The 26922-nt window shown below is 72.9% G+C and carries 28 protein-coding genes; 6 read left to right on the top strand and 22 right to left on the bottom strand.

All coding sequences use genetic code 11. The annotated features are described in order from the left end of the window. Positions 1-62 precede the first annotated feature (62 nt). The 3 genes from IEY78_RS19300 to IEY78_RS19290 all read right to left on the bottom strand — a co-directional run bounded on the left by IEY78_RS19300 (position 63) and on the right by IEY78_RS19290 (position 4974). Positions 63-3791, bottom strand: a complete 3729-nt coding sequence (locus tag IEY78_RS19300; RefSeq protein ID WP_189099935.1) for an AAA family ATPase — start codon at positions 3789-3791, stop codon at positions 63-65. Between the two features lie 317 nt (positions 3792-4108). Further along, positions 4109-4312 carry a hypothetical protein gene (locus IEY78_RS19295; RefSeq protein WP_189099933.1) on the bottom strand — a complete coding sequence of 68 codons (204 nt, stop codon included), beginning with the start codon at positions 4310-4312 and terminating at the stop codon, positions 4109-4111. 380 nt (positions 4313-4692) lie between these two features. After that, positions 4693-4974 (bottom strand): acylphosphatase, encoded by a 282-nt coding sequence (locus IEY78_RS19290; RefSeq protein WP_189099931.1) that lies wholly within the window; start codon positions 4972-4974, stop codon positions 4693-4695. Between the two features lie 132 nt (positions 4975-5106). Between IEY78_RS19290 and IEY78_RS19285 the strand changes: the two genes are divergently transcribed. Beyond that, on the top strand, positions 5107-6027 hold the full coding sequence (locus IEY78_RS19285; RefSeq protein ID WP_189099929.1) for a CAP domain-containing protein: 921 nt from the start codon (positions 5107-5109) through the stop codon (positions 6025-6027). A gap of 111 nt (positions 6028-6138) precedes the next feature. Here IEY78_RS19285 and IEY78_RS19280 read toward each other — a convergent pair whose 3' ends face one another. Continuing rightward, positions 6139-6729 (bottom strand): flavodoxin family protein, encoded by a 591-nt coding sequence (locus tag IEY78_RS19280; RefSeq protein ID WP_189100049.1) that lies wholly within the window; start codon positions 6727-6729, stop codon positions 6139-6141. Between the two features lie 150 nt (positions 6730-6879). On the opposite strand from IEY78_RS19280, the gene IEY78_RS19275 reads away from it, so the two are divergent. Continuing rightward, the gene (locus IEY78_RS19275; protein WP_189099928.1) at positions 6880-7305 is read left to right on the top strand and encodes a winged helix-turn-helix transcriptional regulator; all 426 of its coding nucleotides are present in this window, start codon (positions 6880-6882) and stop codon (positions 7303-7305) included. 22 nt (positions 7306-7327) lie between these two features. Here IEY78_RS19275 and mutM read toward each other — a convergent pair whose 3' ends face one another. From mutM to fakA, 9 genes are all read right to left on the bottom strand, one after another. Next, positions 7328-8254, bottom strand: a complete 927-nt coding sequence (gene mutM / locus IEY78_RS19270) for a bifunctional DNA-formamidopyrimidine glycosylase/DNA-(apurinic or apyrimidinic site) lyase (RefSeq protein WP_189099926.1) — start codon at positions 8252-8254, stop codon at positions 7328-7330. Between the two features lie 92 nt (positions 8255-8346). After that, positions 8347-9222 (bottom strand): ribonuclease III, encoded by an 876-nt coding sequence (gene rnc, locus IEY78_RS19265; protein WP_189099924.1) that lies wholly within the window; start codon positions 9220-9222, stop codon positions 8347-8349. Positions 9223-9229: 7 nt separating this feature from the next. Beyond that, positions 9230-9403, bottom strand: coding sequence for a 50S ribosomal protein L32 (gene rpmF, locus IEY78_RS19260; RefSeq protein WP_003951102.1), 174 nt, complete (start codon positions 9401-9403; stop codon positions 9230-9232). Positions 9404-9405: 2 nt separating this feature from the next. Beyond that, positions 9406-10002: a YceD family protein gene (locus IEY78_RS19255; RefSeq protein WP_229700046.1), complete on the bottom strand. Its 597-nt coding sequence runs from the start codon at positions 10000-10002 to the stop codon at positions 9406-9408. A gap of 198 nt (positions 10003-10200) precedes the next feature. Then, a complete protein-coding gene (locus IEY78_RS19250; RefSeq protein ID WP_189099922.1) occupies positions 10201-11358 on the bottom strand; it encodes a F0F1 ATP synthase subunit B in 1158 nt (385 codons plus the stop codon). A 127-nt stretch (positions 11359-11485) separates the two neighbouring features. Continuing rightward, the gene (gene coaD / locus IEY78_RS19245) at positions 11486-11968 is read right to left on the bottom strand and encodes a pantetheine-phosphate adenylyltransferase (protein ID WP_283781851.1); all 483 of its coding nucleotides are present in this window, start codon (positions 11966-11968) and stop codon (positions 11486-11488) included. A 26-nt stretch (positions 11969-11994) separates the two neighbouring features. After that, positions 11995-12594 carry a 16S rRNA (guanine(966)-N(2))-methyltransferase RsmD gene (rsmD, locus tag IEY78_RS19240; RefSeq protein WP_189099919.1) on the bottom strand — a complete coding sequence of 200 codons (600 nt, stop codon included), beginning with the start codon at positions 12592-12594 and terminating at the stop codon, positions 11995-11997. 175 nt (positions 12595-12769) lie between these two features. Beyond that, positions 12770-15811 carry a helicase-related protein gene (locus IEY78_RS19235; RefSeq protein WP_189099917.1) on the bottom strand — a complete coding sequence of 1014 codons (3042 nt, stop codon included), beginning with the start codon at positions 15809-15811 and terminating at the stop codon, positions 12770-12772. Positions 15812-15869: 58 nt separating this feature from the next. Next, on the bottom strand, positions 15870-17507 hold the full coding sequence (gene fakA, locus IEY78_RS19230; RefSeq protein ID WP_189099915.1) for a DAK2 domain-containing protein: 1638 nt from the start codon (positions 17505-17507) through the stop codon (positions 15870-15872). A 232-nt stretch (positions 17508-17739) separates the two neighbouring features. On the opposite strand from fakA, the gene rpmB reads away from it, so the two are divergent. Further along, the gene (rpmB, locus tag IEY78_RS19225; RefSeq protein ID WP_006602870.1) at positions 17740-17925 is read left to right on the top strand and encodes a 50S ribosomal protein L28; all 186 of its coding nucleotides are present in this window, start codon (positions 17740-17742) and stop codon (positions 17923-17925) included. A 162-nt stretch (positions 17926-18087) separates the two neighbouring features. Here the strand turns inward: rpmB and thiD are convergent, their stop codons facing one another. Together thiD and IEY78_RS19215 are read right to left on the bottom strand one after the other, a co-directional pair. Continuing rightward, positions 18088-18897, bottom strand: a complete 810-nt coding sequence (gene thiD, locus IEY78_RS19220; RefSeq protein WP_189099914.1) for a bifunctional hydroxymethylpyrimidine kinase/phosphomethylpyrimidine kinase — start codon at positions 18895-18897, stop codon at positions 18088-18090. Positions 18898-18964: 67 nt separating this feature from the next. After that, complete coding sequence (locus IEY78_RS19215) at positions 18965-19942, bottom strand: thiamine-phosphate kinase (RefSeq protein WP_189099912.1); 978 nt, start codon at positions 19940-19942, stop codon at positions 18965-18967. 158 nt (positions 19943-20100) lie between these two features. Between IEY78_RS19215 and IEY78_RS19210 the strand changes: the two genes are divergently transcribed. Together IEY78_RS19210 and IEY78_RS19205 are read left to right on the top strand one after the other, a co-directional pair. Further along, complete coding sequence (locus IEY78_RS19210) at positions 20101-20334, top strand: Lrp/AsnC ligand binding domain-containing protein (protein ID WP_189099910.1); 234 nt, start codon at positions 20101-20103, stop codon at positions 20332-20334. 21 nt (positions 20335-20355) lie between these two features. Then, positions 20356-20835 (top strand): DUF3515 domain-containing protein, encoded by a 480-nt coding sequence (locus IEY78_RS19205; RefSeq protein WP_229700045.1) that lies wholly within the window; start codon positions 20356-20358, stop codon positions 20833-20835. A 39-nt stretch (positions 20836-20874) separates the two neighbouring features. Here the strand turns inward: IEY78_RS19205 and IEY78_RS19200 are convergent, their stop codons facing one another. The 3 genes from IEY78_RS19200 to IEY78_RS19190 all read right to left on the bottom strand — a co-directional run bounded on the left by IEY78_RS19200 (position 20875) and on the right by IEY78_RS19190 (position 24017). After that, on the bottom strand, positions 20875-22011 hold the full coding sequence (locus tag IEY78_RS19200; protein WP_189099908.1) for a D-alanine--D-alanine ligase family protein: 1137 nt from the start codon (positions 22009-22011) through the stop codon (positions 20875-20877). 138 nt (positions 22012-22149) lie between these two features. After that, positions 22150-23154 carry an NAD(P)H-dependent glycerol-3-phosphate dehydrogenase gene (locus IEY78_RS19195; protein ID WP_189099906.1) on the bottom strand — a complete coding sequence of 335 codons (1005 nt, stop codon included), beginning with the start codon at positions 23152-23154 and terminating at the stop codon, positions 22150-22152. After that, positions 23151-24017 carry a lysophospholipid acyltransferase family protein gene (locus IEY78_RS19190; RefSeq protein ID WP_189099905.1) on the bottom strand — a complete coding sequence of 289 codons (867 nt, stop codon included), beginning with the start codon at positions 24015-24017 and terminating at the stop codon, positions 23151-23153. The genes IEY78_RS19195 and IEY78_RS19190 overlap by 4 nt, the downstream gene beginning before the upstream one ends. Before the next feature lie 141 nt (positions 24018-24158). On the opposite strand from IEY78_RS19190, the gene cofC reads away from it, so the two are divergent. After that, the gene (gene cofC / locus IEY78_RS19185) at positions 24159-24893 is read left to right on the top strand and encodes a 2-phospho-L-lactate guanylyltransferase (protein WP_189099903.1); all 735 of its coding nucleotides are present in this window, start codon (positions 24159-24161) and stop codon (positions 24891-24893) included. On the opposite strand, the gene IEY78_RS19180 is transcribed toward cofC, so the two are convergent. The 4 genes from IEY78_RS19180 to leuD all read right to left on the bottom strand — a co-directional run bounded on the left by IEY78_RS19180 (position 24874) and on the right by leuD (position 26922). Continuing rightward, positions 24874-25077 (bottom strand): hypothetical protein, encoded by a 204-nt coding sequence (locus IEY78_RS19180; protein ID WP_189099901.1) that lies wholly within the window; start codon positions 25075-25077, stop codon positions 24874-24876. The genes cofC and IEY78_RS19180 overlap by 20 nt on opposite strands. An 88-nt stretch (positions 25078-25165) precedes the next feature. Next, the gene (locus tag IEY78_RS19175; protein ID WP_189099899.1) at positions 25166-25822 is read right to left on the bottom strand and encodes an HU family DNA-binding protein; all 657 of its coding nucleotides are present in this window, start codon (positions 25820-25822) and stop codon (positions 25166-25168) included. 125 nt (positions 25823-25947) lie between these two features. Next, on the bottom strand, positions 25948-26193 hold the full coding sequence (locus tag IEY78_RS19170) for an SCO5555 family protein (RefSeq protein ID WP_189099897.1): 246 nt from the start codon (positions 26191-26193) through the stop codon (positions 25948-25950). Positions 26194-26328: 135 nt separating this feature from the next. Beyond that, positions 26329-26922, bottom strand: coding sequence for a 3-isopropylmalate dehydratase small subunit (gene leuD / locus IEY78_RS19165; RefSeq protein WP_189099895.1), 594 nt, complete (start codon positions 26920-26922; stop codon positions 26329-26331).

Below are 26922 nucleotides of genomic sequence, written 5' to 3'. Positions count from 1 at the left end.
CACCGTCCGGGTGGTCATTCATTCAAGTTATGAACTGATGGGTCGTCGGGCACTCCGCGCGATCACCGAAGGCGCTGACTGATGACCTTGGAAACCCCGTCGCCCTGCATCGACACCCCGTAGAGCGCGTCCGCGACCTCCATTGTCCGCTTCTGATGAGTGATCACAATCAGCTGCGAACTCTCCTGGAGCTCTTCCATGATCCCGATCAGCCGCTGGAGATTGGTGTCGTCGAGCGCCGCCTCCACCTCGTCCATCACGTAGAACGGACTGGGCCGCGCCTTGAAGATCGACACCAGCAGGGCCACCGCGGTCAGCGACCGCTCCCCGCCCGACAGCAGCGAGAGCCGCTTGACCTTCTTGCCCGGCGGACGCGCCTCCACGTCCACCCCGGTCGCCAGCATGTCGCCCGGGTCGGTCAGCACCAGCCGCCCCTCGCCGCCCGGGAAGAGCCGGGCGAAGACGCCCTCGAACTCGCGGGCGGTGTCGTGGTACGCCTCGGTGAAGACCTGCTCCACCCGCTCGTCGACCTCCTTGACCACCTGCATCAGGTCGGCCCGGGTCTTCTTCAGGTCGGCGAGCTGCTCGCTCAGGAACTGGTGCCGTTCCTCCAGCGCGGCGAATTCCTCCAGCGCCAGCGGATTCACCTTCCCGAGTTGCTGATACGCCCGCTCGGCCGACTTGAGCCGCTTCTCCTGCTCGGCCCGTACGTAGGGGACCGGCTGGTTGCGCGGATCCTCCGGGTCGTCCGGGAGCACCTCGCCCTCGGCGGCCGGGGACGGGGGCACCGGCTGGTCGGGCCCGTACTCGGACATCAGCCCGGCCGGCTCCACCCCCAGCTCCTCCAGCGCCCTGCTCTCCAGCTGCTCGATCCGCAGCCGCTTCTCCGCGCCGAGCACCTCCCCGCGGTGCATCGAGTCGGTCAGCTTGTCCAGCTCGGACGCCAGCTCCCGGCCCTGGTTCCGGGCGGCCACCAGCGCCTGCTCGCGCTCCTCCTTGGCCCGCTCGGCGGCGCCGCGCTCCTCCTCGGCCCGTACGGCCGACACCTCGACGTGCGCCAGCAGCTGCCGGGCGCCCGCGGCCACCGCGCCGGCCACCTCCGCCTCGTGCCGCAGCCGGGCCCGCCGCCGCTCGGCCCGGGCCAGCGCCTCGCGCTCGGCCCGCGCCCCGCGGTCCAGTCCGTCCGCCCGCCCGGCGAGCGCCTTGACCCGCTCCTCGTGCGTACGCGCCTGGAGCCGGGCCTCCATCTCGGTCTGCCGCGCGTTGGCACCGTCCGCGGCCAGCCGGTCCCGTACGGACGTGTCGGGCTCCTCGTCCCCGGCACCCGGATCCTCCTGGGCCACCGCGAGCCGCTCGGCCAGCTCCTCGGCCTCCTCGACGGCCCGCGCCAGCGCCTCCTCGGCCCGGGCGGCCGCCGCACCGGACCGCTCGGCCTCGCCCGCGGCCGCCCGGGCCTGGCCGCCGAGCCGGCCCAGATCGCCCGCGACCTTCGACTTCTCCCGGTCGGCCGCCTGCCGCCGCTCCGCCAACTCCTCGACCAGCGCGGCACACTCCGTACGGCGCTCGGCCGCGTCCCGCTGCGCCCCGGCCAGCTCCTCGCAGCGCCCGGCCAGCTCCTGGAGTTCGGCCGCCGCCTCGTCGACGGAGGCCTGCACCTCCAGCAGACTCGGCGCCCCGGCGGAGCCGCCCTGCGCGAAGTGCGCCCCGAGCAGGTCGCCCTCGCCGGTCACGGCCGTCAGCTCGGGCCGCGCGGCCACCAGCTCCTCGGCGTCCTCCAGCGTGCCGACCACCACGACATCCCGCAGCAGGCGGGCCACCGCGGCCGACAGCTGCGCGGGCCCGCTCACCAGCTCGCCCGCCGGTACGGGCGCGGAGCGCGGGCCGGGCACCCGGTGCACGGCCGCCCCACGGGCCTGTGGCACCCCGCGCACCCCCTCGGACCCGCCCGGCAGAGCCCCGCCCGGAGCCCCGCCAACACCTGCGGCCTCCACCGTCACGGGGACCTCCACGGCCCGCGCGGGCCCGGGCACCCGTCCCGCACCGCCACCGCTTGTCCCGGCCCCCACCGCCCTCTCGGTCCCCACCACCATCGCCGCCCGGCCCGCGTCCTCGGCCCGCAGCAGCCGGATGGCCTCGGCGGCGGAGCCCGGGCCGGTGACGGCGAGGGCGTCCGCGGCCGCGCCGAGCGCCGCGGCCACCGGGACCTCGAAGCCGGGGGTGACGGCGAGCAGTTCCGCCGCCGGTCCGAGCAGCCCGCCGAGCCGGTCCGCGGCGGCCAGCAGCGCGCCGCTGCCGTCCTTGCGGCGCAGCCCCAGGGCCAGCGCGTCGTGCCGGGCGGCGGTCGCGGCCCGGCTGCGCTCGGCCGCGGTCAGCGCCTCGCGCGCGGCGGTCAGCGCGGCTTCCGCTTCCGCCAGCTCCCGGCGGGCCGCCGCGTGCCGCTCACCGAGCGCGTCGTCGTCCGCGTCCAGCCCGTCGACCTCGGCCTTGAGCTGCTCGTACTCCTCCCGCGCCGCACTCGCCCGGCCGCGTGCGGCGTCCCGGGACTCCACGAGCCGGCCGATCTCCGCCTGCGCCGAGGCGGCCCGGCCGCGGGCGGCGGTGACCTGCCCGCTCAGCCGGGCCAGCCCCTCGCGGCGGTCGGCGATGGCCCGGGCCACGTCCCGCAGCCGCCGCTCCTCGTCCGCCAACTGCCGCTCCAGTCCGGCACGGTGTTCGACCGTGTCCTCCAGGGCCCGGCTCGCCGCCTCCAGCGCGGCCGTCAACTCCGCCTCCTGCTCGCGGATCCGGGCCGCCTCGCGCTCCATCTCCTGCGGATCGCGCCCCTGCCGCTCGTCCGGCGGGGCCGCCGAGGCGCTCTTGACCCGCGCCTCGGCCAGCGAGATCGTGCCGCGCACCCGCTCGGCGAGCTGGGACAGCTCGTGCCAGGTCCGCTGCGCGCGCTGGAGCCGCGGCGTGAGGGTGCGGACCTCCTCCTCCAGCGCCGCCTCCCGCTGCCGGGCGTCGCGCAGCCGGGCCTCGGCGGACTGCTTGCGTTCCTTCAGGGCCGCCTCGTCCGCGATCTCGGCGCGCAGCGCCCGGCGCAGGGTGACGAGGTCGTCGGCGAGCAGCCGCAGCCGGGCGTCACGCAGGTCCGCCTGGATGACGGCGGCGCGCCGGGCCACCGCGGCCTGCCGGCCCAGCGGCTTGAGCTGGCGGCGCAGCTCCTCGGTCAGGTCCTGGACCCGGGCGAGGTTGGCCTTCATCGCCTCCAGCTTCCGCAGCGCCTTCTCCTTGCGCTTGCGGTGCTTGAGGACGCCGGCGGCCTCCTCGATGAACGCCCGGCGGCCCATCGGGTCGGCGTGCAGCACGGAGTCGAGCTGGCCCTGGCCGACGATGACATGCATCTCCCGGCCGATACCGGAATCGGAGAGCAGCTCCTGGATGTCGAGCAACCGGCAGGTGTCCCCGTTGATCTGGTACTCGCTGCCGCCGTTGCGGAACATGATCCGGGTGAGGGTGACTTCGGCGTACTCGATCGGCAGCGCGCCGTCGGAGTTGTCGATGGTGAGCGCGACCTCGGCCCGGCCGAGCGGCGGCCGCCCGGTCGTCCCGGCGAAAATGACGTCCTCCATCTTGCCGCCGCGCAGCGACTTGGCACCCTGCTCGCCCATGACCCAGGACAGCGCGTCCACGACATTGGACTTGCCGGAGCCGTTGGGGCCCACGACGCAGGTGATGCCCGGTTCGAAGCGGAGTGTCGTGGCGGAGGCGAAGGACTTGAAGCCTCGCAGGGTCAGACTCTTGAGGTGCACGCCGTTGGACTCTACCGGCCGCTCCCGGACGGGCGGCTCCAACATTCCGGGGCCGGTCACCGGCCCCGCATCACCCCCCGTACACCGCGCCGTTCCATTTCGGTTTCATGGCGGAAAGCGCAGGGCACATCATGCGGTAAGGAAGGGGCGGGCACGGCCGAAGGGACCGCAGGGTCCGCGGATCGGCCGTCGGGGAAGATCCGGGAGACGACGAAACCGGGACACGACGAAGGGACGCCGAAGCGTCCCTTGAAGATCTTGAAGAGAACGGTGCCTCAAGCGGCTGGCGAGCAGCCCTGCCGGCCCTGGGGGCGGGGTCAGGTGAGCGCGGGCTCCGCCTGGGGTACGTCGATGTCGAGCAACGAGTCGTCGCGACGTGCGGCAGCGGACAGCATGTCGTTTTCGGCCTGCATCCGGATCAGTTCGGATTCCAGGTCTTGAACGCGCTGCTGAAGCCGTCGCATCTCGGAGAGGACTCGGGGGTCGGAGCCGCCGACGTAACCGAGAAGCGCCTTTGCCATGATGGATGGTCCTCCACAATGAGTGACCGACCGAAGCGGTTGGGTCGTGAGGGATTCGCACCCGCGGTGCTTGTCATTCCTGGTGTACTCAATGCCAAACAGCTAAGGTGCGCGGGGATTCCAGAGTCTCACCAAACGGTTTGACGGTCAACACGATCACGCCCCGTATCCTCGGGCACCTGAGAGTGCGCGGCCGCGAGGGCGCTGCGCCGACTCCCCAGAAAGGTCCCGCGGGGGCGTGGAGATCATCCGTACAGCGGCAGCCTTGCACGGGTCGGCCGAGTTGGCAACCACCAGGCCTTATCTCCCGTGAGCTGCGGACACGTACGCGTCCCGAAGATCGCCTCTGACGGTCGTGCGGCCGGTTCCGGCGGGGCCCCTCAGCGGATCTCGAAGCCGTCGTAACCGCCGCGGGGCGTGTCCCATATCTCAGTGACTCCGTCGACCCGCCCGGGCGTGTCTCCGGTCCGGAGCCACTCCAGCAGCGCGTCGCAGCGCTCCTTCGGCCCCTCGGCGACGACCTGGACCCGGCCGTCGCCGAGATTGACCGCGAATCCGGTGAGTTCCCCGATGCGCAGGGCGTTGGCGCGGGTGAACCAGCGGAATCCGACCTCCTGGACCCGGCCGCGCACCCACGCGGTCACCCGGACGGCTTCATTCATGTGTGCACGCTAACCGGCCAATTGCTCAGCGGTCACATCCGCCCCTGGGGGCATCGCGTACAGTCCTCCGCCAGCGAGGCTCACTCTTTCGGGTGAGTCGGTTCGACGCTGAGGACGGAAGGACGAACGCGGATGGGCCGCCATCGACGCTCTGCTCCCCCAGCCCCTGAAGCCCCTGGTGCGGGGCATGGTGACGCTCCGACGGCAGTGCACATCGAGGCGTCCGCCGCCCGGCGGCGCGGTCATCGCGCGGGGCGCGGCCGCGAAACGGCCTCGGTGCGCGCCGGACTGCTCTGCGTCTCGGCCGCGGTGGCGATGGGCGCGGTGGCGGCCGCCTCCGGGCTGATCCCCGGCCACGGCGAACTCGACGGCGGCGCCGGCGGCGATCAGGGCGACCGCGCCCGGGCGGACGCGCTGCCGGAGGCCACCGCGCCGCCGGCCGGCGGCTCCGCGGACCCGGGCGACCGGGCCGGCCACGAGGCGAGCCGCGGCGGCTCGCGCCCCGCGGCTCCCGGCACCGGCCGCCCCTCCTCCCCCACCACCGCTCCGACGTCCCCCGCGCCGCACCAGTCGTCCGCCTTCCCCACCGGCGGACCCGCGCCGCACCGGCCCGCCGGGCCGTCGTCCGCCGCCGCGCCCGAGCGCTCCGCGGCGCCGTCGAAGAAGGCCGGTGCGGGGTCCTCCGCCGCGTCCCAGGTGCTGTCCCTGGTCAATCAGGAGCGCGACCGGGCGGGCTGCTCGCCGGTGGCGGCGGACGGGGAACTGACCGGTCTGGCGCAGCGGTTCAGCGACGACATGGCCCGGCGCGGCTTCTTCGGCCACACCGACCCGGACGGGGACTCCCCCTGGGACCGCGCCCGGGCCGCGGGCGTCCCCGACCTGGGCGGCGAGAACATCGCCCGCGGCCAGGCCGACGCCCGGGCCGTCATGGACTCCTGGATGAAGAGCCCCGGGCACCGCGCCAACATCCTCAACTGCGAGTACAAGACCCTGGGCGTCGGCGCCCACTTCGGGCCGGGCGGCCCGTGGTGGACGCAGGACTTCGGGTTCTAGCCGGGGACGGCCCCACCACCACGGGAGACGCCCGCCCCACGCCGTGATCCGTCACGGCGCGGGGCGGGCGTCCTGCGTGCACCGGCGGGTAGCCGGTTCGGTGGCGGCCCGTCAGGCGGCGAGGGCGGCCCGGCCGGCGGCGAAGATGCGTGCCTGCTCGGCGATCCGGCGCCCGAGGTGCTCGGCGGTGGCGATGTCGGCCTTGTGGACGCCCTCGGCCCCCTGGTCGTTGGGCGACTGGGCACCGGCCCCCAGGAAGAAGCCCAGGCGGTTCAGGTCGTTCTCGGAGGCGGTGGAGGAGTTCCAGCCGGGCAGCAGGTTGAGGCTGACCCAGCTCATGCCGTGCTGGGCGGCGAGCACGGTGAAGAACTGCAGGGTGTGCAGCTTGTCGCCGCTCTTGGAGGCGGAGTTGGTGAAGCCTGCCGCGAGCTTGTCCTGCCAGGCGCGGGTGGCCCAGCGCTTGGCGGTCGCCTCGGCGAAGGTGTGGAAGGCGCCGGAGGCCGTGCCCATGTAGGTCGGTGAGCCGAAGACGATCGCGTCGGAGGCGTCGAGCTGCTCCCACTGCGCCTCGGTGATCTCGTCGACCTTGATCAGGTGGACGGTGGCGCCCGCCGCGGCGGCCGCGTCCCGCACGGCCTCGGCCAGTACGGCGGTGTGGCCGAAGCCGGAGTGGTGGGCGATGGAGACGACGGGGGCGGGCAGGGCAGGGGTGGTCACGGTGTTCTCCTCCAGATCACGGCATCCCGGGGCGGTCGGTGCCCGGGAGCGTCGGCTGCGATGAGGAAAAGAGAAGCACTAACTTTTAGAAAGCGCAACCCATAAGTTAGCGCTGCGCGGGCGTATGGTGTCCCCATGGCGATCGAGAGCAGTGCCGCGACGGCCGGGGAATCCGCCCCCGGCTGTCCGGACGACCTGGCGTATGACGTGTTCGCGCGCGAGTGCCCGTCGCGTGAGGCGCTCAAGCACATCACCGACCGGTGGGGCAGCCTGACGCTGGGCGCGCTGCTCGACGGGACCTTCCGCTTCAACGAGCTGCGGCGCCGGGTCGAAGGGGTCAGCGAGAAGATGCTGGCGCAGACCCTGCACGCGCTGGAGCGCGACGGGCTGGTGCACCGCGAGGCGCAGCAGTCCAACCCGCCCCGGGTGGATTACGCGCTGACGCCCCTGGGGAACCAGGTCGCGCGCCAACTGCGGCTGCTGATCGACCTGGTGGAGGACCGCATGCCGCAGGTCCTCGCGGCCCGGGAGCACTACGACGCCCGGCACACCGCCGGCTGAACCGCCCGCCCGCGCCCCGCGCTCAGGCCCGCGGCGGCCGCTGGCAGCGGGGGCAGAAGTAGCTGGAGCGGTTCATCCAGGGACGGCGGCGGATGGGCGTGCCGCAGCGGCCGCAGGGTTCGCCCTCGCGGCCGTAGGCGTCCAGGGAGCGGTCGAAGTAGCCGGACTCCCCGTTGACGTTGACGTAGAGGCTGTCGAAGCTGGTGCCGCCGACGGCGAGCGCGGCGTTCATCACGTCCCGTACGTGGCCGAGGAGTTCGGCGGTGCGCGGCTTGGTGAAGGTGGCGGTCGGCCGCTCGTAGTGGAGTCTGCTGCGCCACAGCGCCTCGTCGGCGTAGATGTTGCCGACGCCGCTGATCAGCGTCTGGTCGAGCAGCGCCCGCTTGATGGTGGTCCGGCGGCGGCGCAGCGCGGTGTGGAAGGCGGCGTCGTCGAAGGCGGGGTCCAGCGGGTCGCGGGCGATGTGCGCGATCACGTCGGGCAGCTGGTCGGGGTCGCCGGGGACGGTGTCGTGCAGCGAGAGGCCGCCGAAGGTGCGCTGGTCGACGAAGCGGAGCTCGGTGCCCAGGGCGTCGGCGAAGCCCAGCCGGATCCGCAGGTGCTTCTCGTCGGGGGCGCCCTCGGGCTGGACCAGCAGCTGGCCGCTCATGCCGAGGTGGGCGAGGATCGCCAGCCCGTGGGTGACGGACGGGGTGGCCATCGGGGGGAGGCCCTCGGCGGCGGTCTGGGCCGCCGGGCCGCCGCCGGTCACCGGGAGCCAGAGGTACTTGCCGCGCCGGCGGGCGGCCCCGAGGCGCAGTCCCGTCAGCCGGGCCGCGAAGTCGGCCGCGCCGGCGGTGTGCCGGCGGATCGCGCGGGGGTGGCGTACCTCGACGGCGTCGATCGTGCGGCCGCCGACCCAGCGCTCCAGTCCGCGGCGTACGACCTCGACCTCGGGCAGCTCGGGCACGGCGGGGCTCCTCGGGAACGGTGGCGGCGAAAAGACCTCTGACCCCGTCCGGAGCGGCGCGGGGCCGCCCGGAAGGGGTCAGAAGCGGGGTTTCAGTGTGCCGACGACGGGCTGTCGCCGGCGGCCGGGGCCGCGTCGGGCCGACCGGGTGCTGGCGACTCCTCGTCGCCGGAAGCCGCCGCCTTGGCCGCCTCGTCCGCCGCGGCGCGGATCGCACGCCACGCGGACTCCGCCGCCTGCTGCTCGGCTTCCTTCTTGCTGCGGCCGGTGCCGGTGCCGTACGAGACACCACCGACGCGGGCAGCAGCAGTGAAGGTCTTCTCGTGGTCCGGGCCGGTCTCGGTGACCAGGTACTCCGGGACGCCGAGACCCTCGGTCGCGGTGAGTTCCTGGAGGCTCGTCTTCCAGTCCAGGCCGGCGCCCAGGCTGGAGGACTTCTCGATCAGCGGGTCGAAGAGCCGGTGCACCAGCTCACCCGCCGCGTCGAGACCCTGGTCGAGATAGACCGCGCCGATCACCGCTTCAAGGGTGTCGGCGAGGATGGAGGCCTTGTCCCGGCCGCCCGTGCCCTCTTCGCCCCGTCCGAGGCGGATGAAGGCGCCGAGGTCGAGGCCGCGGCCCACCTCGGCAAGCGCACGCGAGTTGACCACCGCGGCCCGGAGCTTGGCCAGCTGGCCTTCCGGGAGATCGGGGTGGATGCGGTACAGCGTGTCCGTGACCACCAGGCCGAGCACCGAATCCCCGAGGAATTCGAGCCGCTCGTTGGTGGGCAGACCGCCGTTCTCGTATGCGAACGAGCGGTGCGTCAGCGCACGCACCAGAAGGGCGGTCTCGAGCTTGTACCCGAGCCGCCCTTCCAGAAGCGTGTGGGACGAGGCCGTGTCCGCCGGAGTCGGTTCATCCCCGCGTGTGCGGGAAGTCGAATTGGCGTCTTGCGCCTTCTTGGGGCTAGACACGGAGCCTGTCACCAGCCGCTCAGACCTCGAGGACCTGGCGCTTGTTGTAGGTGCCGCAGCTCGGGCACGCGATGTGCTGCTGCTTCGGCTCGTGGCAGCGCTCGCACGCCACCAGGGTGGGGACCGCAGCCTTCCACTGCGACCGGCGGTGGCGCGTGTTGCTGCGCGACATCTTCCGCTTCGGAACAGCCACGGCTACTTCTCCTGCTTCTCGTCGACGCCCGCTTCGGCGCCGCCCATGTTGTCCTTCTCGCCGTCCTTGGCGGTCCCGGCGAGTCCCTGCAGTGCCGCCCAACGGATGTCGACGGCGTCGTGGTGGTGGTCCGGGTCGTCCGCGAGCCGCACTCCGCAGTCGGAGCACAGGCCCGGGCAGTCGTCCTGGCACACCGGCTGCATCGGCAGTGCGAGCACCACCGCATCACGCAGCACGGGTTCGAGGTCGAACAGGTCGTCCTCGAGGAAGAGGGTGTCCTCCTCGTCCTCGGCGTCGTCGCCGGCGTCCTCATGGACCCTGGCGTCGGCGTCGGGGTAGGCGAACATCTCCTGGAAATCCGCGTCGAGCTCTCGCTCCAGCGGCTCCAGACACCTTACGCACTCCCCCGTGACGGTTGCACGGCCGGTGCCTGTGACAAGCACCCCGTCCATGACCGACTCCAGGCGGAGGTCGAGCTCGATCGACGCGCCCTCGGGCACACCGATGACCTCGTTGCCGAGGTCCCGGGGGGCCTCGACGGAGCGGGAGGCCCTCTTCAGCGCACCGGGACGCCGGCCCAGCTCGCGCGTATCGAACACGAGAGGGGAACGGTGGTCGAGGCGGGCGTTGATGGCTTCCTGCTTTCTACGGGGATTGCGTGCCGCCTGAATCCCAGAGCTGGGATTCCGGGCAGCAGTGATCGCGGACATACGCGCGACCGAAGAGCCAGGATACTGGACGGGCCCCGATAGGCCCAATCCGCTTCCGGCCGGAGTGCGGGCCGCGGGCCGCGGGGCCTACTGGCGCCCCTCCTCGTACTGCCGGAGCTGGTCCAGGTCGATCATGCTGGTGTCGAAGAGGCTGGTCTCGTCCAGCGCGCCGGGCTGCGCCGCGTGGCCGTGCGGGGCGTGCTGGGGCTGCTGGGGCACCTGCTGCTGCGGCATCTGCTGCCCGAGGTAGGCGTTCGGGTCGTAGCCCTGCTGCTGGGCCTGCTGCTGCCAGTCGTAGCCGTAGGGGTCGTGGTGCTGCGGGGCGTACGGGTCCTGCGCGGGCTGCTGGTAGCCGTAGACGTCCTGCTGGGGGTAGGCCGCCGGGTCCGTGTAGTAGCCCTGCTGCTGAAGCTGGGGCTGGAGGGGCTGCTGGTGCTCCTGGGGCATCACGGGCTGCGGCGGCGCCTGCGGCATCGGGGGTGCCTGGGGCGGCTGCGGCTCGCGGTCGGCGGCGATCCCCGCCAGGCCGGCGAGGTACTCGGCGTCGGCCTGCGGCTGCCCGGACCGCGGGTCGTCCTGCGCCGCCAGGTGCAGGGCCAGCTCGTCGATCGCGCGGGCGCCCTGGAGCTTGTCGCGGCCCCGGCCGACCGCCTCCAGCGTCTTGGTCAGCACCGCCTGGAACGCGCCGAACTTGGCGTCCACGTAGGCGTCGGCGCGCTGCCGGAGGGTCTCCGGGTCGGAGCTGCGCTCCGGGGCCCGGGTGCCGTCCTCGTCGGGGTAGCCCTGGTCGTCGAGGTCCGGGCCGCGGCCGAGCAGCTTCTCGCGGCCGCGGTCGACCGACCCGATGGTCTTGGTCAGCACGACCTCGAAATTGGCGAGCTTGCTGTCGACGTAGTCGTCGGCCTCGGCGCGGATCTCCTCGGCCTCTCGGCGGGCCTCCGCGAGGATCCGGTCCGCCTCGTCCTGGGACTGCCGGGCGACCTCGGTGTCGGAGATCAGCGAGCCGCGCTGGGCGTGCGCGGTCTCGATGATCCGCTCCGCCTCGGCCCGCGCCTCCTCGACCATCTGCTCCCGGCCGCCGAGCAGCTCCTGCGCCTGCGCGAGCGAGCCCGGGAGCGCGGCGCGCACCTCCTCCAGCATGGCGAGCAGCTCGGCGCGGTTGACCACGCACGAGGCCGACATGGGCATGGACCGGGCACCGCCGACGGTCGCGACGATGTCGTCGAGCTTCTTCTGCACGTCCACCTGGACTCGCCACTCCCTGCAGGGTTGGAACGGGGGAACGGGACGACTGTACGGCCACGCGCCACCGCCCCGACACCACCTGACGCCCGTTCAGTGGGGCATCGCGGCCGCCGCGCCCGGCCCGGTCTCAGCCCTTCTGCCGCAGGCGTTCGGTGAGCGCCTCCAGGACGAACCCCGGGACCAGGTGCGAGACATCACCGCCCCAGGCGGCAACCTCCTTGACGAGGCTGGAGGAGAGGAAGCTGTAGGTGGGGTTGGTGGGGACGAAGAGGGTCTCCACGCCCGACAGGCCGTTGTTCATCTGGGCCATCTGCAGCTCGTAGTCGAAGTCGCTGACGGCGCGCAGCCCCTTGACGATCGCGGGGATGTCGCGCTGCTTGCAGAAGTCGACCAGCAGGCCGTGGAAGGACTCGACCTCCACGTTGCCGTACTCGGCGGTGGCCCGGCGGATCAGGTCGATCCGCTCCTCGACCGTGAACAGCCCCTGCTTGGACTGGTTGATCATCACGGCGACGTGGACGACGTCGTACAGCTTGGAGGCACGGGCGATGATGTCCAGGTGCCCGTTGGTGATGGGGTCGAACGACCCCGGACAGACGGCGCGGCGCAACTCGGGTTCCTCGCTCTCCGATCCGGTCATGACACGCTTGCTGACGTCGATGCGGCGGACGTCGAAGCGGCGCGACCGTACCAAAGCGTCCCCTCGCCGTAGCGACGGGACTTGATCGCTGCGAAACCGTCCGGCCAGGGGAAGGCGCCGCCTCGGGTGCTGCGCTCCACGGTGACGAGTGCCTGCTCCGCAAGCCACCCCTGACCACGGAGTGTGATCAGGATCTCCTGAAGATCGGCATCGGTCACCGCGTAGGGCGGGTCCAGGAAGACGACGTCGTAGGGCTCGCCCGGGGGCGGTGCGGCGGCGGTCTGCTCGGCCTTGGCGGCCCGGACGTCGACGCCCGGGAGGCCGACCGCGCGGACGTTGTCGCGGATGGTGCGCACCGCGCGGGCGTCGGCCTCGACCAGCAGGACGTGCGCGGCGCCGCGGGAGAGCGCCTCCAGGCCGACCGCGCCGGAGCCGCCGTACAGATCGAGCACCCGGGCGCCGGACAGCGGTCCGTCGAGCGCCTCCCAGGTGGAGAACATGCCCTCACGCGCCCGGTCGGAGGTCGGCCGGGTGCCGTTTCCCGGGGGTACGGCCAGGCGGCGGCCGCCGGCCGTACCGGCGATCACGCGGGTCATGGGCCCGTCCTTACGTTGCGCGGGTCAGGGAGGAGCCGGGCGGGCTCCGCCCTCCACGATATGGCGTCAGCCGGCCGCGGATGCCCGGCCGGGGGCTCCGGGGGCCGGGGGCGGTGATCGATCTCACGTGGTGCCGGGCCGTCCGGAGCCGGTCCGTCCGCCGCCGCGGCGCCGCTCATCCCTTGTCCAGATACTGCTCCCGCCGGTCGTCCAGCAGGGCCGCCAGGGCGATCCGCAGCTCCGGGTACCCGGTCAGTTCGGGGTCGGCGGCGACCAGGGCGGTGGCCTCCTCGCGGGCGGCCGCGATCACCTCCTCGTCCTCGATGACCGCGAGCATCCGCAGCGAGGAACGGACGCCGGACTGCGCCTGTCCCAGGACATCGCCCTCCCGCCGCTGTTCGAGGTCGATACGGGAGAGTTCGAAGCCGTCGAGGGTGCCCGCCACGGCGGCGAGCCGGGCGCGCGCCGGGCTCGCCTCGGGCATCTCGCTGACCAGCAGGCACAGTCCGGGGGCCGCGCCGCGGCCGACCCGGCCGCGCAGCTGGTGCAGCTGGGAGACGCCGAAGCGGTCCGCGTCCATGATCACCATGGCGGTGGCGTTGGGGACGTTGACGCCGACCTCGATGACCGTCGTCGCGACGAGGACGTCCAGCTCGCCGGCGGCGAAGGAGCGCATCACGCCGTCCTTGTCGTCGGGCGCCATCCGGCCGTGCAGCACCGCCACCCGCAGGCCGGCCAGCGGGCCCGTCCGGAGCTGTTCGGCGATGTCGAGCACGGCGAGCGGCGGCCGCTTCTCCGCCGCGTCCTCCGGTGAACTCTCCTTGGCCGCCGCGGCCTTGGCGCCCTTCTTCCTCGCCCCGGGCGCCTCCTCCTCGTCGCCGATCCGCGGGCACACCACATAGCCCTGGTGCCCGGCCGCCACCTCCTCGCGGACGCGCTCCCAGGCGCGCGCGAGGAAGTGCGGCTTGTCCTTGGCGGGCACCACATGGCTGGCGATCGGCGAGCGTCCGGCGGGGAGCTGGTCCAGGACGGAGGTCTCCAGATCGCCGAAGACGGTCATGGCGACCGTGCGCGGGATCGGGGTCGCCGTCATGACCAGGAGGTGCGGGGTCTGCTTCTCGTGCTGGGAGTTCCCCTTGCCGCGCAGCGCGTCGCGCTGTTCGACGCCGAAGCGGTGCTGTTCGTCGACGACGACCAGCCCCAGGTCGTGGAACCGCACCGTGTCCTCGATCAGGGCATGGGTGCCGACCACGATCCCGGCCTCGCCGGTGACCAGGTCGAGCAGCGCCCGGCGGCGGGCGGCGGCCCCCATGGAGCCGGTCAGGAGCACGACCTTGGTGCCCCGCTCCGCGCCGCCGAGCATCCCGCCCTCGGCCAGCTCGCCCATCATCTCGGTGATCGAGCGGTGGTGCTGCTGGGCCAGGACCTCGGTCGGCGCCAGCATCGCGGCCTGGCCGCCGCTGTCGACGACGCCGAGCATGGCGCGCAGCGCGACCATGGTGTTGTGGGTGACGGTGAAGTGGTCGGTCACATAGGCGTGCGAGGGGTGCGCGACGCTGATGCACTGCACGGGCCGGCGGCCGACGTGCTCGACGGCCTCGACGGTGCGCCGGATGCCCGGACCGTCCTCGGGGTGCACACCGGCCCCGCCACTCGCGCCGCCGTCGCGGAACGGCGGGTAGTCGGCGGGCAGCTCCACGAGGACGTCGCAGGCTCCGCCGCCCACCGGGACGGGCCGGGCCGCGCCGCCCAGGGAGCGCACCAGCCAGGCCAGGTCCTCGGCCAGCGGGCCGGGCGCCGCGCGGTAGACCGCGGCGGCCCCCGCGGTGCCGCCCCCGGCGTCCATCAGGCCCTGCAGCAGGGCCAGCCGGTCCTTGAGGGGCGCCAGGAGGCTGGCCTTGGGCAGGCGGCCGGCGGCGGCGCCGGCCTCGGCCGTCCGCCGCCCCAGCGGATACGGGTCGTGCGGGCGCTGCTGGCCGGCGTCGAGATCCACCGGGGTGGCCGCCGCGATCGACCACCGGGGCCGGCCGTCGGGGCCGAGCAGATCGCCGCGCAGCTCGCGGGTGGTCAGCACCCGCTCGCCCGTGTCGCGGGAGCCGACGATCCACAGATGCTCGTCGTCGCACTCGACGGTGCTGCCGTCCGACAGCACCAGCCGCCAGACCTCCCGCTCGCCCTGCGGGAAGACACCGTCCACCACGGCCGGCTCGCCGCTGGGCACCACCACTTCCGTGCCGACGGCCATCTCCCCCATGGGGCAAAAGCCGCGCGGGGTCAGGACCAGGGCGTCCAGCGGCTGCGCCTTGCCGGAGCCCACCTCGCCCTGGAGGAGGCGGTGCATGGGGTGCTCGGTCGCCAGGTCGTCGAAGATCTCACGGCTGACCTTCTGCTGGCCGTCCGTGAGCGTGAAGGGCAGTTCCGCGTCGAAGGCGTCGAGGATGCCGCCGGCGGCGGGGCGCCGGGCCACCGCGGCCAGTTGGGTCTCGGCGCGCCGGCGCCGGGCGAGCGCGACCTGGAGGACGAAGGCCTCGTCCCACTTCAGCCGGTCGCGTGCGGCGGCGATGTCGGCCTTGCTCTCCGGGCGGTGGATCTTGAGCAGCGCCTCGGGCAGCGGGACCAGGGCCCGGCCCTCGCGCAGCGCCGCGGGCAGCGGGTCGACGGCGTCGCGCGCGCTGGGCAGTACCGCGTCGACCGCCTTGGCGATCTTCCAGGAGGCCATCTGCTGGCAGGCGGGGTAGAGCGGCAGCAGCTGCCGGGCGAAGGCGTCGGCGGCCTCGGCGCCGCCGTCCTCATCGGCGCCGTCACCGTCGAGGAGCGCGTACTCGGGGTGGGCCAGCTGGAGTTTGTGATTGAAGACGGAGACCTTGCCGGCGAACATCGCGCGGCGTCCCGGGAGAAGGTCCTTGTGGGGCTTGTGGATGCCCTTGCCGAAGAAGACCAGCCGGAGCCGGCCGCTGCCGTCGGTGAGCGTCACTTCCAGGCGCTGCCCCCGGCCGCCGTTGAACTTCAGCACCCGGGAATCCGCGACCTGCGCGACGACCGTGACGTGTTCGTCCAGCGGGAGGTCCGCGAGGCGGGTCAGTTCGCCGCGCTCGGCGTAGCGCCGCGGGTAGTGGTGCAACAGATCGCCGACCGTTCGCAGGCCGAGATGCTCGTCCAGCACCTTCGCGGTGGTGCCACCGAGGATTTTCTTCAGGGGTTCATCGAGCGCTGCCACGCATCCATTGCACACCACGCCTGTGACAATCGCGGTGCGTTCGGCGTCCCGGCGCCGCTCACTCCACGCCGATGAGCAGCGGCACCGCGTGCTGGCCGCCGTCGTAGACCACGGTGTCCACGGCGAGATGGCGCTCGCGGACATGCCGCTCCAGCCGCTCGCCGAGCGCACCGGGCACCCCGGCGCCGAGGACCAGGGTCACCATCTCGCCGCCCGCCGACAGCATCCGGTCGAGCACGGTCGTCGCGGTCCGCACCAGATCGGCGCCGATCACCGCGACATCGCCGTCGATCAGGCCGAGGATGTCCCCGGCCTGGCAGACCCCGGCCATCGTCCACGACTGCCGCTCGGCGACCGCCAGCTCCGCGTAGCGGGTGGCGCCCGCGGCCGCGGTCATCGCGACCACGTCCTCGTCGAAGCTGCGCGCCGCCTCGTGCACGGCCAGCGCCGCGATGCCCTGGACGGCGGAGCGGGTGGGGATCAGGGCGACCCGGACGCCTTCGGTGCGGGCCTGTTCGGCGGCGGCCGCCGCGGTGTGCCGCAGCTCGGGGTCGTTGGGCAGCAGCATGACCTCGCGGGCGTGCGCCTGCCGGATCGCCTGGACCAGTTCGCCGCTGGCGGGCGGCTCCCCGGGGCGCACCGTGACCGGGGTCGCGCCGGCCTGGACGCACAGCCCGGCGAGCCCGGCGCCCGGCACCACCGCGACCACGGCCCGCGCGGTCATCGCCGGCTCCTCGGCGCGCGCGGCCCCGCCGAAGTGGGTGATGCGGATCCGGTACGGCCGGCCCGCCTCGATGCCGGCCTCCACCGCGGCCCCGGCGTCGTCGACGTGGACATGGACGTTCCACAGCCCGTCGCCGCCGACCACCACCAGGGAGTCGCCGAGCCCGTCGAGCCGGCCGCGCAGCCGCGCCACCTCGGCGTCCCCGGCCTCCAGCAGGTAGATCACCTCGAAGGCGGGCCCGTCCGGGTCCCCGCAGCCGTCCGCGGCGCAGGCGCAGCCGGCCGCCCGCGGGAGCGGGGCGTCGGCACGTACGGCCACCGGCGTCGCCGAGACCTCCCCGCAGAGCGCGTCGGCCAGCGCCCCCAGGACCGCCACAAGGCCGCAGCCGCCGGCGTCCACGACACCGGCCCGGCCGAGCACCGCCAGCTGCCCGGGGGTCGCCCGCAGGGCGGCGGACGCACCCTCGTGGGCGGCGCGGGCGACCTCGGCGGCCCCCACGGCCCGGTCGGCCGCGCACCGGGTGGCGGCGTCGGCGGCGGCGGTCGCCACCGTCAGGACGGTGCCCTCCACGGGGTGGGCGACGGCCTCGTACGTCGAGGCGGCGGCCCGGCGCAGCGCCCGCCCGAGGGCCTCGCCCGCGCCGCCGTCGGCGGCCAGCACCTCCGTCATCCCGCGCAGCAGCTGCGCCAGGATGGTGCCGGAGTTGCCGCGCGCCCCGATGAGGGCGCCGTGCGCCATGGCACCGATGGCGTCGGCGAGGCGGGGCGCGGTGCCTGCGGAGGCCTGCCCGTCGAAGGCGGCCTCGACCGCGCGGGCGGCGGATTCCAGCGTCAGATAGAGGTTGGTGCCGGTGTCCCCGTCGGCCACCGGGTAGACGTTGATCGCGTCGATCCGCTCACGTTCCCGGCCGAGCGCCTCCAGTGCCAGCCCGCACCAGGAGCGGACCGCGGCGGCGTCGAGCGGGTGCGGCACATCGTCCTCCTGGGTCGCGGGATGCCTCGCACAGTAGCCGCGCTGCGGCCGCGGGGCCGGGGCGGGGGGCCGGGGGGTGCGTGGTAGTTTCGTTCTACGGGAGCGGCCGTTGTATGCTGCTCCGGTTGCCCGATGAGAATCGGGCCATTCCTCTCCTGACGGTGCCGGTCGGGCAATGCACTCGGCTCGTCGGGATTCACCGTAAGTGCATCTGAAGTCTTTGGAGTGACCCGTGGCTGCCAACTGCGACGTCTGCGGCAAGGGGCCGGGCTTCGGCAAGAGTGTCTCGCACTCGCATCGCCGCACCAACCGTCGTTGGAACCCCAACATCCAGACGGTGCGTGCAGTGATCGGGCGCACGCCGAAGAAGCTGAACGCCTGCACCTCGTGCATCAAGGCCGGCAAGGTCTCGCGCTGACGTCTTAGCCGTAGCGCAGCCCAGCCGGTTGCTTGTGAAGCCGGTCCACCTCCGTGGTGGGCCGGCTTTCGCCTTTCCCGGGGCAAGGTGGCGCAGCCGGGGCGAGGTGCCGCGGCCGGGGCGACCGGCCGCGGCGCCCCGGGGACGTGGCGCCCGGGCCCGTCAGTGCCCGTCGCGCAGCCGCCAGCCGTGGTGGACGGGGCCGATGCCCGCACCCAGCCGGAAACCGGCCGCGATCGCGCCGGTGACGTAGTCCTTCGCCGCCGCGGCGGCCTGCGGGACGGTGTCCCCCTTGGCGAGCTGCGCGGCCAGCGCGCTCGCCAGGGTGCAGCCGGTGCCGTGGGTGTGCCGGTTGTCGTGGCGCGGGGCGCGCAGCCAGTGCTCCTCGGTGCCGTCGGTGAGCAGGTCGACGGCGCTGTCCGCGGCGCCGGCGGGGAGATGGCCGCCCTTGATCAGCGCCCAGCGCGGCCCGAAGTCCAGGATCTCGGCGGCCGCCCGGCGCATGCCGGCCTCGTCCTCGACGCGTACGCCGGTGAGCTGGGCGACCTCGTCCAGGTTGGGGGTGGCGACGGTGGCCGTGGGCAGCAGCGCGGTGCGGACCGCGTCCAGCGCACCGGCGGCGAGCAGCGGGTCGCCGTGCTTGGAGACCCCCACGGGGTCGACGACGACCGGGACCCGCAGGCCGGCGAGCAGTCCGGCGACGGTCTCGACGAGTTCCGCCGAGGAGAGCATCCCGGTCTTGACGGCCTGGACGCCGATGTCGTCGACGACGCTGCGGAACTGGGCCCGTACGGCCTCCGCGGGCAGGTCCCACGCGCCCTGCACGCCCAGGGAGTTCTGGGCGGTGACGGCGGTGAGCACGCTCATGCCGTGGGTGCCGAGCGCCAGCATCGTCTTCAGGTCGGCCTGGATGCCGGCGCCGCCGCCGGAGTCGGACCCGGCGACGGTCAGGACGCGTGGAGGTGTGTGCATACCGCCGAATCTACTCGGCGGCACCGGGCCGTCCCGCGGCCGCCCGTCCCGGGGGCCGCGGGCGCCCTCACGGGTGCGCTGCGGCGTCCCCGTTGTCGCCGAAGTGGTCCCAGCCGGCCTTCAGCCAGGGGGCGCCGTCCACCGTCACCTGCGGCAGCGCGGAGGGGTGGAGCACCTCGCCGATGACCTTCCAGCGGGCGGGCAGCTTCACATCGGGCGGGAAAGTCGCCACGATCGCGTGATCCTCACCGCCGTTGAGCACCCACTGCATCGGGTCCACGCCGACGGCGGTGCCGATGTCGGACATCTGCGAGGGGATGTCGATGCCGGCGGACCGCAGGTCGATCCGGACCTTGCTGGCCTCGGCGATGTGCCCGAGGTCGGCGACCAGCCCGTCGCTGACGTCCGTCATGGCGGTGGCGCCGAGTCCGGCGGCCGCCGGGCCCGCGTGGTAGGGCGGCTCGGGCCGGCGGTGGGCCTCGACGAAGGCGCGCGGCGAGCGGAAGCCGCGGGTGAGGACGGCGTGCCCGGCGGCGGACCAGCCCAGCCAGCCGGTCACCGCGACGACGTCACCGGGCTGGGCACCGGCCCGGGTGACCGGCTCCTGGTTGCGCAGGTCGCCGAGGGCGGTGATGGCGACGGTGATGGTGTCGCCGCGGACCACGTCCCCGCCGACGACCGCGGCACCGGCCACCTGGCACTCGTCGCGCAGCCCGTCCATCAGCTCGGTCGGCCAGGTCGCGGGGAGTTCCGCGGGGACGACCAGGCCCAGCAGGATCGCGGTGGGCACCGCGCCCATCGCCGCGATGTCGGCGAGGTTCTGCGCGGCGGCCTTGCGGCCGACGTCGTAGGCGGTGGACCAGTCGCGCCGGAAGTGCCGGCCCTCCAGGAGGATGTCGGTGCTGGCGACCACCCTCCGGTCCGGCGCGGTGACCACGGCGGCGTCGTCCCCCGGCCCGATCCGTACCGCCGGAGTGGAGGTGAGCCGGGAGGTGAGCTCCCTGATCAGCCCGAATTCCCCCAGCTCGCCCACGGTGCCCTTCATGCTGTTGCCCTTCCCATGTGTACGGACGGTCCGTACGTGGCTGACGACTGTGCCGCACTCGCGGTGTTCACCGCGCGGGTCTCCCCGCTCCGCCCGGTGACGCGGTACCGTGGCGTCCCTTCTTCCCACATGATCCTCGTAGCCGCCCTGGAGGTTCCGTGGTACAGGCCTACATCCTGATCCAGACCGAGGTCGGCAAGGCCTCGGCGGTAGCCGAGGTGATCTCCACCCTGACCGGTGTGCTCCAGGCCGAGGACGTGACCGGGCCCTATGACGTCATCGTGCGCGCACAGGCCGACACCGTCGATGAGCTGGGCCGCATGGTGGTCGCGAAGGTCCAGCAAGTGGACGGCATCACGCGCACCCTGACCTGCCCCGTCGTCCATCTCTAGCTCCCCCGTATCCTCTGCCGGGTGATCTCTGCGCGCCGCCGGTATCTGGTCCTTCCCCCGCTCACCGTGCTGATCGCCGCGGTGAGCTGCTCCTCGCCCGGTGACGTGGCCGTGCCCTCCCCGAAGGGGGAGGCGGCACGGTATTGCCGGGCGCTCCACACGGAGTTGCCGCGCACCGTGGACCGGCTGAAGAGGGGCGACGCCGAACCGGTCTCGGACTTCACTGCCATATGGGGCGATCCTGCCGTGAAACTGCGCTGCGGGGTGCCGAAGCCCGACGTCCTGACGTACGGGAGTGAACATTACAACCCCAACGCCGACGCGGCGGAAGTCAACGGGGTCCAGTGGCTCTTCGAGAAGCAGGACGACGGCTACCGCTTCACGACGGTGCTGCGGAAGGCCTATGTCGAGGTGACCGTGCCCGGGAAGTACGCCCCCGAGGTCGATGTGCTCACCGACCTCGCCCACGCCGTGAAGAAGACCGTCCCCGCCGGGGTCTAGACCCGCTGCGGCGGCCGGCCCCGAGGCCGGCCGCGCGGCTCAGCGCAGGCCCGTGGAGCGCTCCAGCGCGGCCTGCAGCAGCCGGTCGATCAGCTCCGGGTAGCTCACACCGCTCTCCTGCCACATCCGCGGGTACATGGAGATCGGCGTGAAGCCGGGCAGGGTGTTGATCTCGTTGATCACGAACTCGCCGTTGTCCTGGAGGAAGAAGTCCGCGCGCACCAGGCCCTCGCAGGACGCCGCCTCGAACGCCGCGACGGCCAGCTCCTGGACCGTGGCGGTCTCCTCGGCACTCAGCGGCGCGGGCACGATGCCGGCGGCCGAGTCGATGTACTTGGCGTCGAAGTCGTAGAAGTCGTGCGCGCTGACCGGTGGGATCTCGGCCGGCACGCTGGCCCGCGGACCGTCGGCGAACTCCAGCACCCCGCACTCGATCTCCCGGCCCCGCAGCAGCGCCTCCACCAGGATCTTCGGGTCGTGCCGGCGGGCCTCCTCGATCGCCTCGTCCAGGCCGCCGAGGCCGTCGACCTTGGTGATGCCGATGGAGGAGCCGGCCCGGGCGGGCTTCACGAAGAGCGGCCAGCCGTGCTCCGCGGCGAAGTCCACGATCTTCTTGCGGGCGGCCGCGGGGTCGTAGTCCCACTCCCGCGGGCGGATGACCTCGTAGGGGCCGACGGGCAGCCCGAAGGAGGTGAACACCCGCTTCATGTAGTCCTTGTCCTGGCCCACGGCGGAGGCGAGCACGCCCGAGCCGACGTAGGGGACGCCGGAGAGCTCCAGCAGGCCCTGCAGGGTGCCGTCCTCGCCGTAGGGGCCGTGCAGCACGGGGAAGACCACGTCGACCTCGCCCAGCGCCTTGGGCACCGACCCCGGCTCGGCGTAGACGACCTCGCGGTTGGTCGGGTCGACGGGGAGCACCACGCCGCCCTCGGCGGATTCGGCGAGCTCGGCCACGCTGGGCAGCCGCCGGTCCGCGATGGCCATCCGCTCGGGGTCGTCGGCGGTCAGCGCCCAGCGGCCGTCGGTGGTGATGCCGATCGGCAGCACGTCGTACTTGTCGCGGTCGATGGCCCGCAGCACCGCTCCGGCGGTGAGGACGGAGATCGCGTGCTCGGAGCTGCGTCCGCCGAACACGACGGCGACGCGGGGCTTGTGGGAGGAGGTCTGGCTGCTCATATCGCGTTGAGCGTACCTGCTGACCGGCGCGGAGTCAGTGCTGCGGCGGCCGTCGGAGACGTCGCGCCGCGCTCCGCGGGGGCCGCCGCGGAGCACCGGCCCCCGACGGACCGCGCAGAAGCGGATGAATCGGCTCCGCTATCGGTGCCGCTCGGACTTGGCGCTGCGCGCCATCAGATCCTTCAGGGCGGCCATCGGCTGCTTGCCCTCATGGACGATCTCCACGACCGTCTCGGTGAGCGGCATGTCGACGCCGTGCCGGCGGGCCAGATCCAGCACGGATTCGCAGGATTTGACGCCCTCGGCGGTCTGCTTGGTGACCGCGATGGTCTCCTCCAGCGACATGCCCCGGCCGAGGTTGGTGCCGAAGGTGTTGTTGCGCGACAGCGGCGAGGAGCAGGTGGCGACGAGGTCGCCCATGCCGGCCAGGCCGGCGAAGGTGTGCGCGTCGGCGCCCATCGCCAGGCCGAGCCGGGTGGTCTCGGCCAGCCCGCGGGTGATCAGGGACGCCTTGGCGTTGTCGCCCAGGCCCATGCCGGTGGCGATGCCGACGGCGAGCGCGATGACGTTCTTGACCGCGCCGCCCAGTTCGCAGCCCACCACGTCGGTGTTGGTGTACGGGCGGAAGTACGCGGTGTGGCAGGCGGTCTGGAAGCGCCGGGCGACCTCCTCGTCGGCGCAGGCCACGACGGCGGTGGCGGGCTGCCGGGCGGCGACCTCCTTGGCGAGGTTGGGGCCGGTCAGCACCGCGACCTGCTCCGCCGGCACCTTGGCGACCTCCTCGATGACCTCGCTCATCCGCTTGGCCGTGCCCAGTTCGACGCCCTTCATCAGGGACACCAGGACCGTGCCGTCGGGCAGCAGGGGCGCCCATTCGGCGAGATTGCCGCGCAGCGTCTGGGCGGGGACGGCCAGCACGGCGAACTCCGCGCCGCGCGCCGCTTCCGCCGGGTCGGTGGTGGCCCGCACGGACGCGGGGAGCTCGACCCCCGGCAGGTAGTCGGGGTTGGTACGGCCGTTGTTGACGGCGTCGACCAGGGCCGGGCGGCGCCCCCACAGGGACACCTCGCAGCCCGCGTCGGCGAGCACCATCGCGAAGGCGGTACCCCAGGACCCCGTGCCGTAGACGGCGCAGCGCGTCACTTGCTTTCATCCTCCTGTGCCTGCTGGGTGCTTCGGGCCTGCTGCGGGCCGACGGCCGGTTCGGGGGCGGCGGCCGGCCCGACGCCGGCCGCGGCCGCCGCGGCGCCCTTGCCCGCCCTGGCGGCTTCCCGGGCGGCACGGCGCTCGCGGGCGACCGCCTTGCGCCAGTCGTACGGTTCGGCCGGCGCGGGCTCGCCGCGCAGGAGGGCCAGCTGCTCGGTGACGGCGGCCATGATGACCTCGGTGACGGCCCGCAGCACCTCGGCGGTCGGCTCCTGGCCGTAGAACGCGCTCAGGTCGACCGGTGGCCCCGCCTGCACGCGCAGCGTCTTGCGCGGCAGGAGGCGCAGCTTCTTCTCCTTGGCGTAGGGCGGCATCGCGTCCTGGGCGCCCCACTGCGCGACGGGGATGACCGGCGCCTTCGTCAGCAGGGCCACCCGCGCGGCACCGGTCTTGCCCTGCATGGGCCACAGGTCCGGGTCGCGGGTGAGGGTGCCCTCGGGGTAGAAGGCGACGCATTCGCCCTTCTCGATGGCGCTGACGGCGGCGCGGAAGGCGGTGGCGGCGTCGGTGGTTTCCCGGTAGACGGGGATCTGCCCGGTGCCGCGCATCATCAGGCCGACAAAGCCGCTCTTGAAGAGGCCCGCCTTGGCCAGGAATCGCGGGACCCGCCCGGTGTTGTACTGATAGTGCGCATAGGAGAGCGGGTCGAGATACGAGTTGTGGTTGACCGCGGTGATAAATCCGCTGTCGGCCGGAATGTGCTCCATTCCCCGCCAGTCCCGCTTGAACAGAACCAAGAGCGGCGGTTTGCAGATGACCGCGGCCAAGCGGTACCAGAAGCCGATTCTGCGGCGGGACACTGGGACACCCTCCTTGTGGGGACCTGTGAAGCTGCTGCGGGCCGGCAGCCGCACAAGTGTCGCCCCAGGTACCCGCTCTGTCGAGGACACCGTAACCCCGACGCTCCTGGAGAGCGGCGGCAGCAGGGGAGAATGGCGCCGATGCGAAGCGACGGAGTACGGGGCGGGGCGGCGGCGGCATGGAGCCTGGTGGTGCCGCTGAAGCCGCTGGTGCGCGCCAAGAGCAGGCTCTCCGGGGCCGCCGGCGAGGAGTTCCGCCCCCGGCTGGCCCTCGCCTTCGCCCTCGACACCGTGACGGCGGCGCTGGCCTGCGCGAACGTCCGGGATGTGGTGGTTGTCACGGATGACCGGCTGGCCGGCGAGCGGCTGGCGCACCTGGGCGCGCGCGTCGTCGCCGACACACCGGCCCGGGGGCTCAACGCCGCGCTGGCCCACGGCGCGGACGCGGTCCGGGCACGCCGCCCGGGCGCGCCGCTGGCCGCGCTGAACGCCGATCTGCCGGCGCTGCGCCCCGCCGAACTGGAACTGGTGCTCCATTCCGCTTCGCAATTCCCCCGCGCATTTCTCGCGGATGCGGCGGATATCGGGACAACACTTCTGACCGCGACTTCCGGCGCGGAATTGGAACCGGCATTCGGGGGTGCGTCGCGGGCCCGCCACCTGGCGTCGGGGGCCCGGGAGCTCACCGCGCACCGGGCGCCCTCGGTGCGCCGGGACGTGGACACCGCCGAGGACCTGCGGGCCGCGCTGGCGCTGGGGGTGGGCCCGCACACGGCGCTCCAGGCCCCCCGCCTCGCCGGCGGGGCTGCCGGGGACGGTCCCTCAGCGGATCCGGGGCGGCCGCGGCCGCCGCAGGTCAGAGCGTCTGGAGCGTGATCAGCGCGATGCGCCGCTCGTCGCCGCCGCCGGTGACGTCGATACGGACCCGCTGACCGGGGCGCAGCAGCAGCAGCCCGCCGGCGTCGAAGGCCGCCGCGTCGAAGGGCAGCGGGGTGCCGTCGTCCAGCAGCACGCTGCCGGAGCGGGTCTCGGAGTCGTAGGTGTACGCGGTGGCCTGCATGGAAGAGAGCCTAGACGGCCCCCGGACGCACCGCGGGCCGGGCTCCCCGAAGGGAGACCGGCCCGGCGCGTGCACCGTCGATGCCGAATTACCGCTTGCGGGCGGTGGTCTTCTTGGCGGTGGTCTTGCGCGCCGTGGCCTTCTTCGCCGGGGCCTTCTTCGCCGTCGCCTTCTTGGCGGGGGCGGTCTTCTTCGCCGTGGCCTTCTTGGCGGTGGTCTTCTTGGCCGTGGTGGCCTTCTTGGCGGCGGTCTTCTTCGCCGTCGTCTTCTTGGCCGTGGTCTTCTTCGCGGTGGCCTTCTTCGCCGCCGTGGTCTTCTTCGCCGCGGCCTTCTTGGCCGTGGTCGTCTTCTTGGCGGCGGCCTTCTTGGCGGTGGCCTTCTTCGCCGCGGCCTTCTTGATGGCCGTACCGCCGGTCAGGCTGCCCTTGGGCGCCTTCTTGACGGAGACCTCGCCGCCCTTGGGGAGCTTCTTCGAACCGCTCACCAGGTCCTTGAAGCCCTGTCCGGCGCGGAAACGCGGCACCGAGGTCTTCTTGACCCGCACGCGCTCACCCGTCTGCGGGTTGCGGGCGTAGCGGGCGGGGCGGTCGACCTTCTCGAACGAACCGAATCCGGTGACCGAAACACGGTCGCCGGAGACCACGGAACGGACGATTGCGTCCAGTACGGCGTCCACCGCGTCCGCGGCGTTCTGGCGGCCGCCGAGCTTGTCGGCAATGGCTTCTACGAGCTGCGCCTTGTTCACGTCTTCCCCTTCGGAGACATTGCTGGAAGGAAAGTTTCCAAGCTTTTTCGCACGTTAGGCAGATATATACCGCAAATCAAACACGAAACGGGCTAATCACCCTTGTGCCGCAACGAAGTCGACCTTCACGGACTTCCGTCGGCGTGCACATCTTCGGGATAACGACCTTCGTCGAGGTCAGCTGTGAACCACTCCAGACGCCTTGCCGCGTCCGCAAGATCGTGTTTAGCCGCGGCCGTGATGACGAGCAGCTTCCGGGTCAGCGCCATCCGTACGCCCTCCGGGACTTGCAGTGTCCGCACTCTTGCGTGTGCGACCTTGAGCCGGTCGGCGACAACTCCGTAGAGCTCGAGTTGGTCGTCGCGTTCCATGCGCTAATTGTGCCATCTGCGGCGAGTTGTCGCTTCACGGGGCCTCAACGGCGGCCCCGACGCAGCGATGCGCCCCCTGCCAACTGCACAGGGGGCGCATCGTACGCAATAACGCTTTGAGCCAAAAACCCGAGGTCAGACCTCGAGGGTACGCGGTGTGAACGACGGCCTGTTCGCCTCGTACTCCACGATGGAGGACTCCTCCCGAAGGGTGAGGCTGATGTCGTCCAGCCCCTCCAGGAGGCGCCAACGCGCATTCTCGTCCAGCTCGAAACCGGCGCTGACGCCCTCGGCCCGGACCTCCCTGCCGACCAGGTCGACGGTCACCTCGGCGGCCGGGTCGGCCTCCACCAGCCGCTGGAGGCGGTCGACGGTCTCCTGGGGCAGGACCACCGTCAGCAACCCGTTCTTGAGCGAGTTGCCGCGGAAGATGTCCGCGAAGCGCGAGGAGATGACGGCCTTGAAGCCGTAGTTCTGCAGCGCCCAGACGGCGTGCTCACGTGAGGAGCCGGTGCCGAAGTCGGGCCCGGCGACCAGCACCGTGGCGCCCTGGTACCGCTCCTGGTTGAGCACGAACTCCGGGTCCTTGCGCCAGGCCTCGAACAGCCCGTCCTCGAACCCGTCGCGGGTGACCTTCTTGAGCCAGTGAGCAGGGATGATCTGGTCGGTGTCGACATTGCTGCGGCGCAGCGGGACGGCCCGGCCGGTGTGGGTGGTGAAGGCTTCCAT

Source organism: Streptomyces kronopolitis (assembly GCF_014646275.1).
Classification (GTDB): Bacteria; Actinomycetota; Actinomycetes; order Streptomycetales; family Streptomycetaceae; genus Streptomyces; species Streptomyces kronopolitis.
The sequence above is the reverse complement of the archived record's forward strand: the minus strand, read 5'-3'. Positions and strand labels throughout refer to the sequence as shown.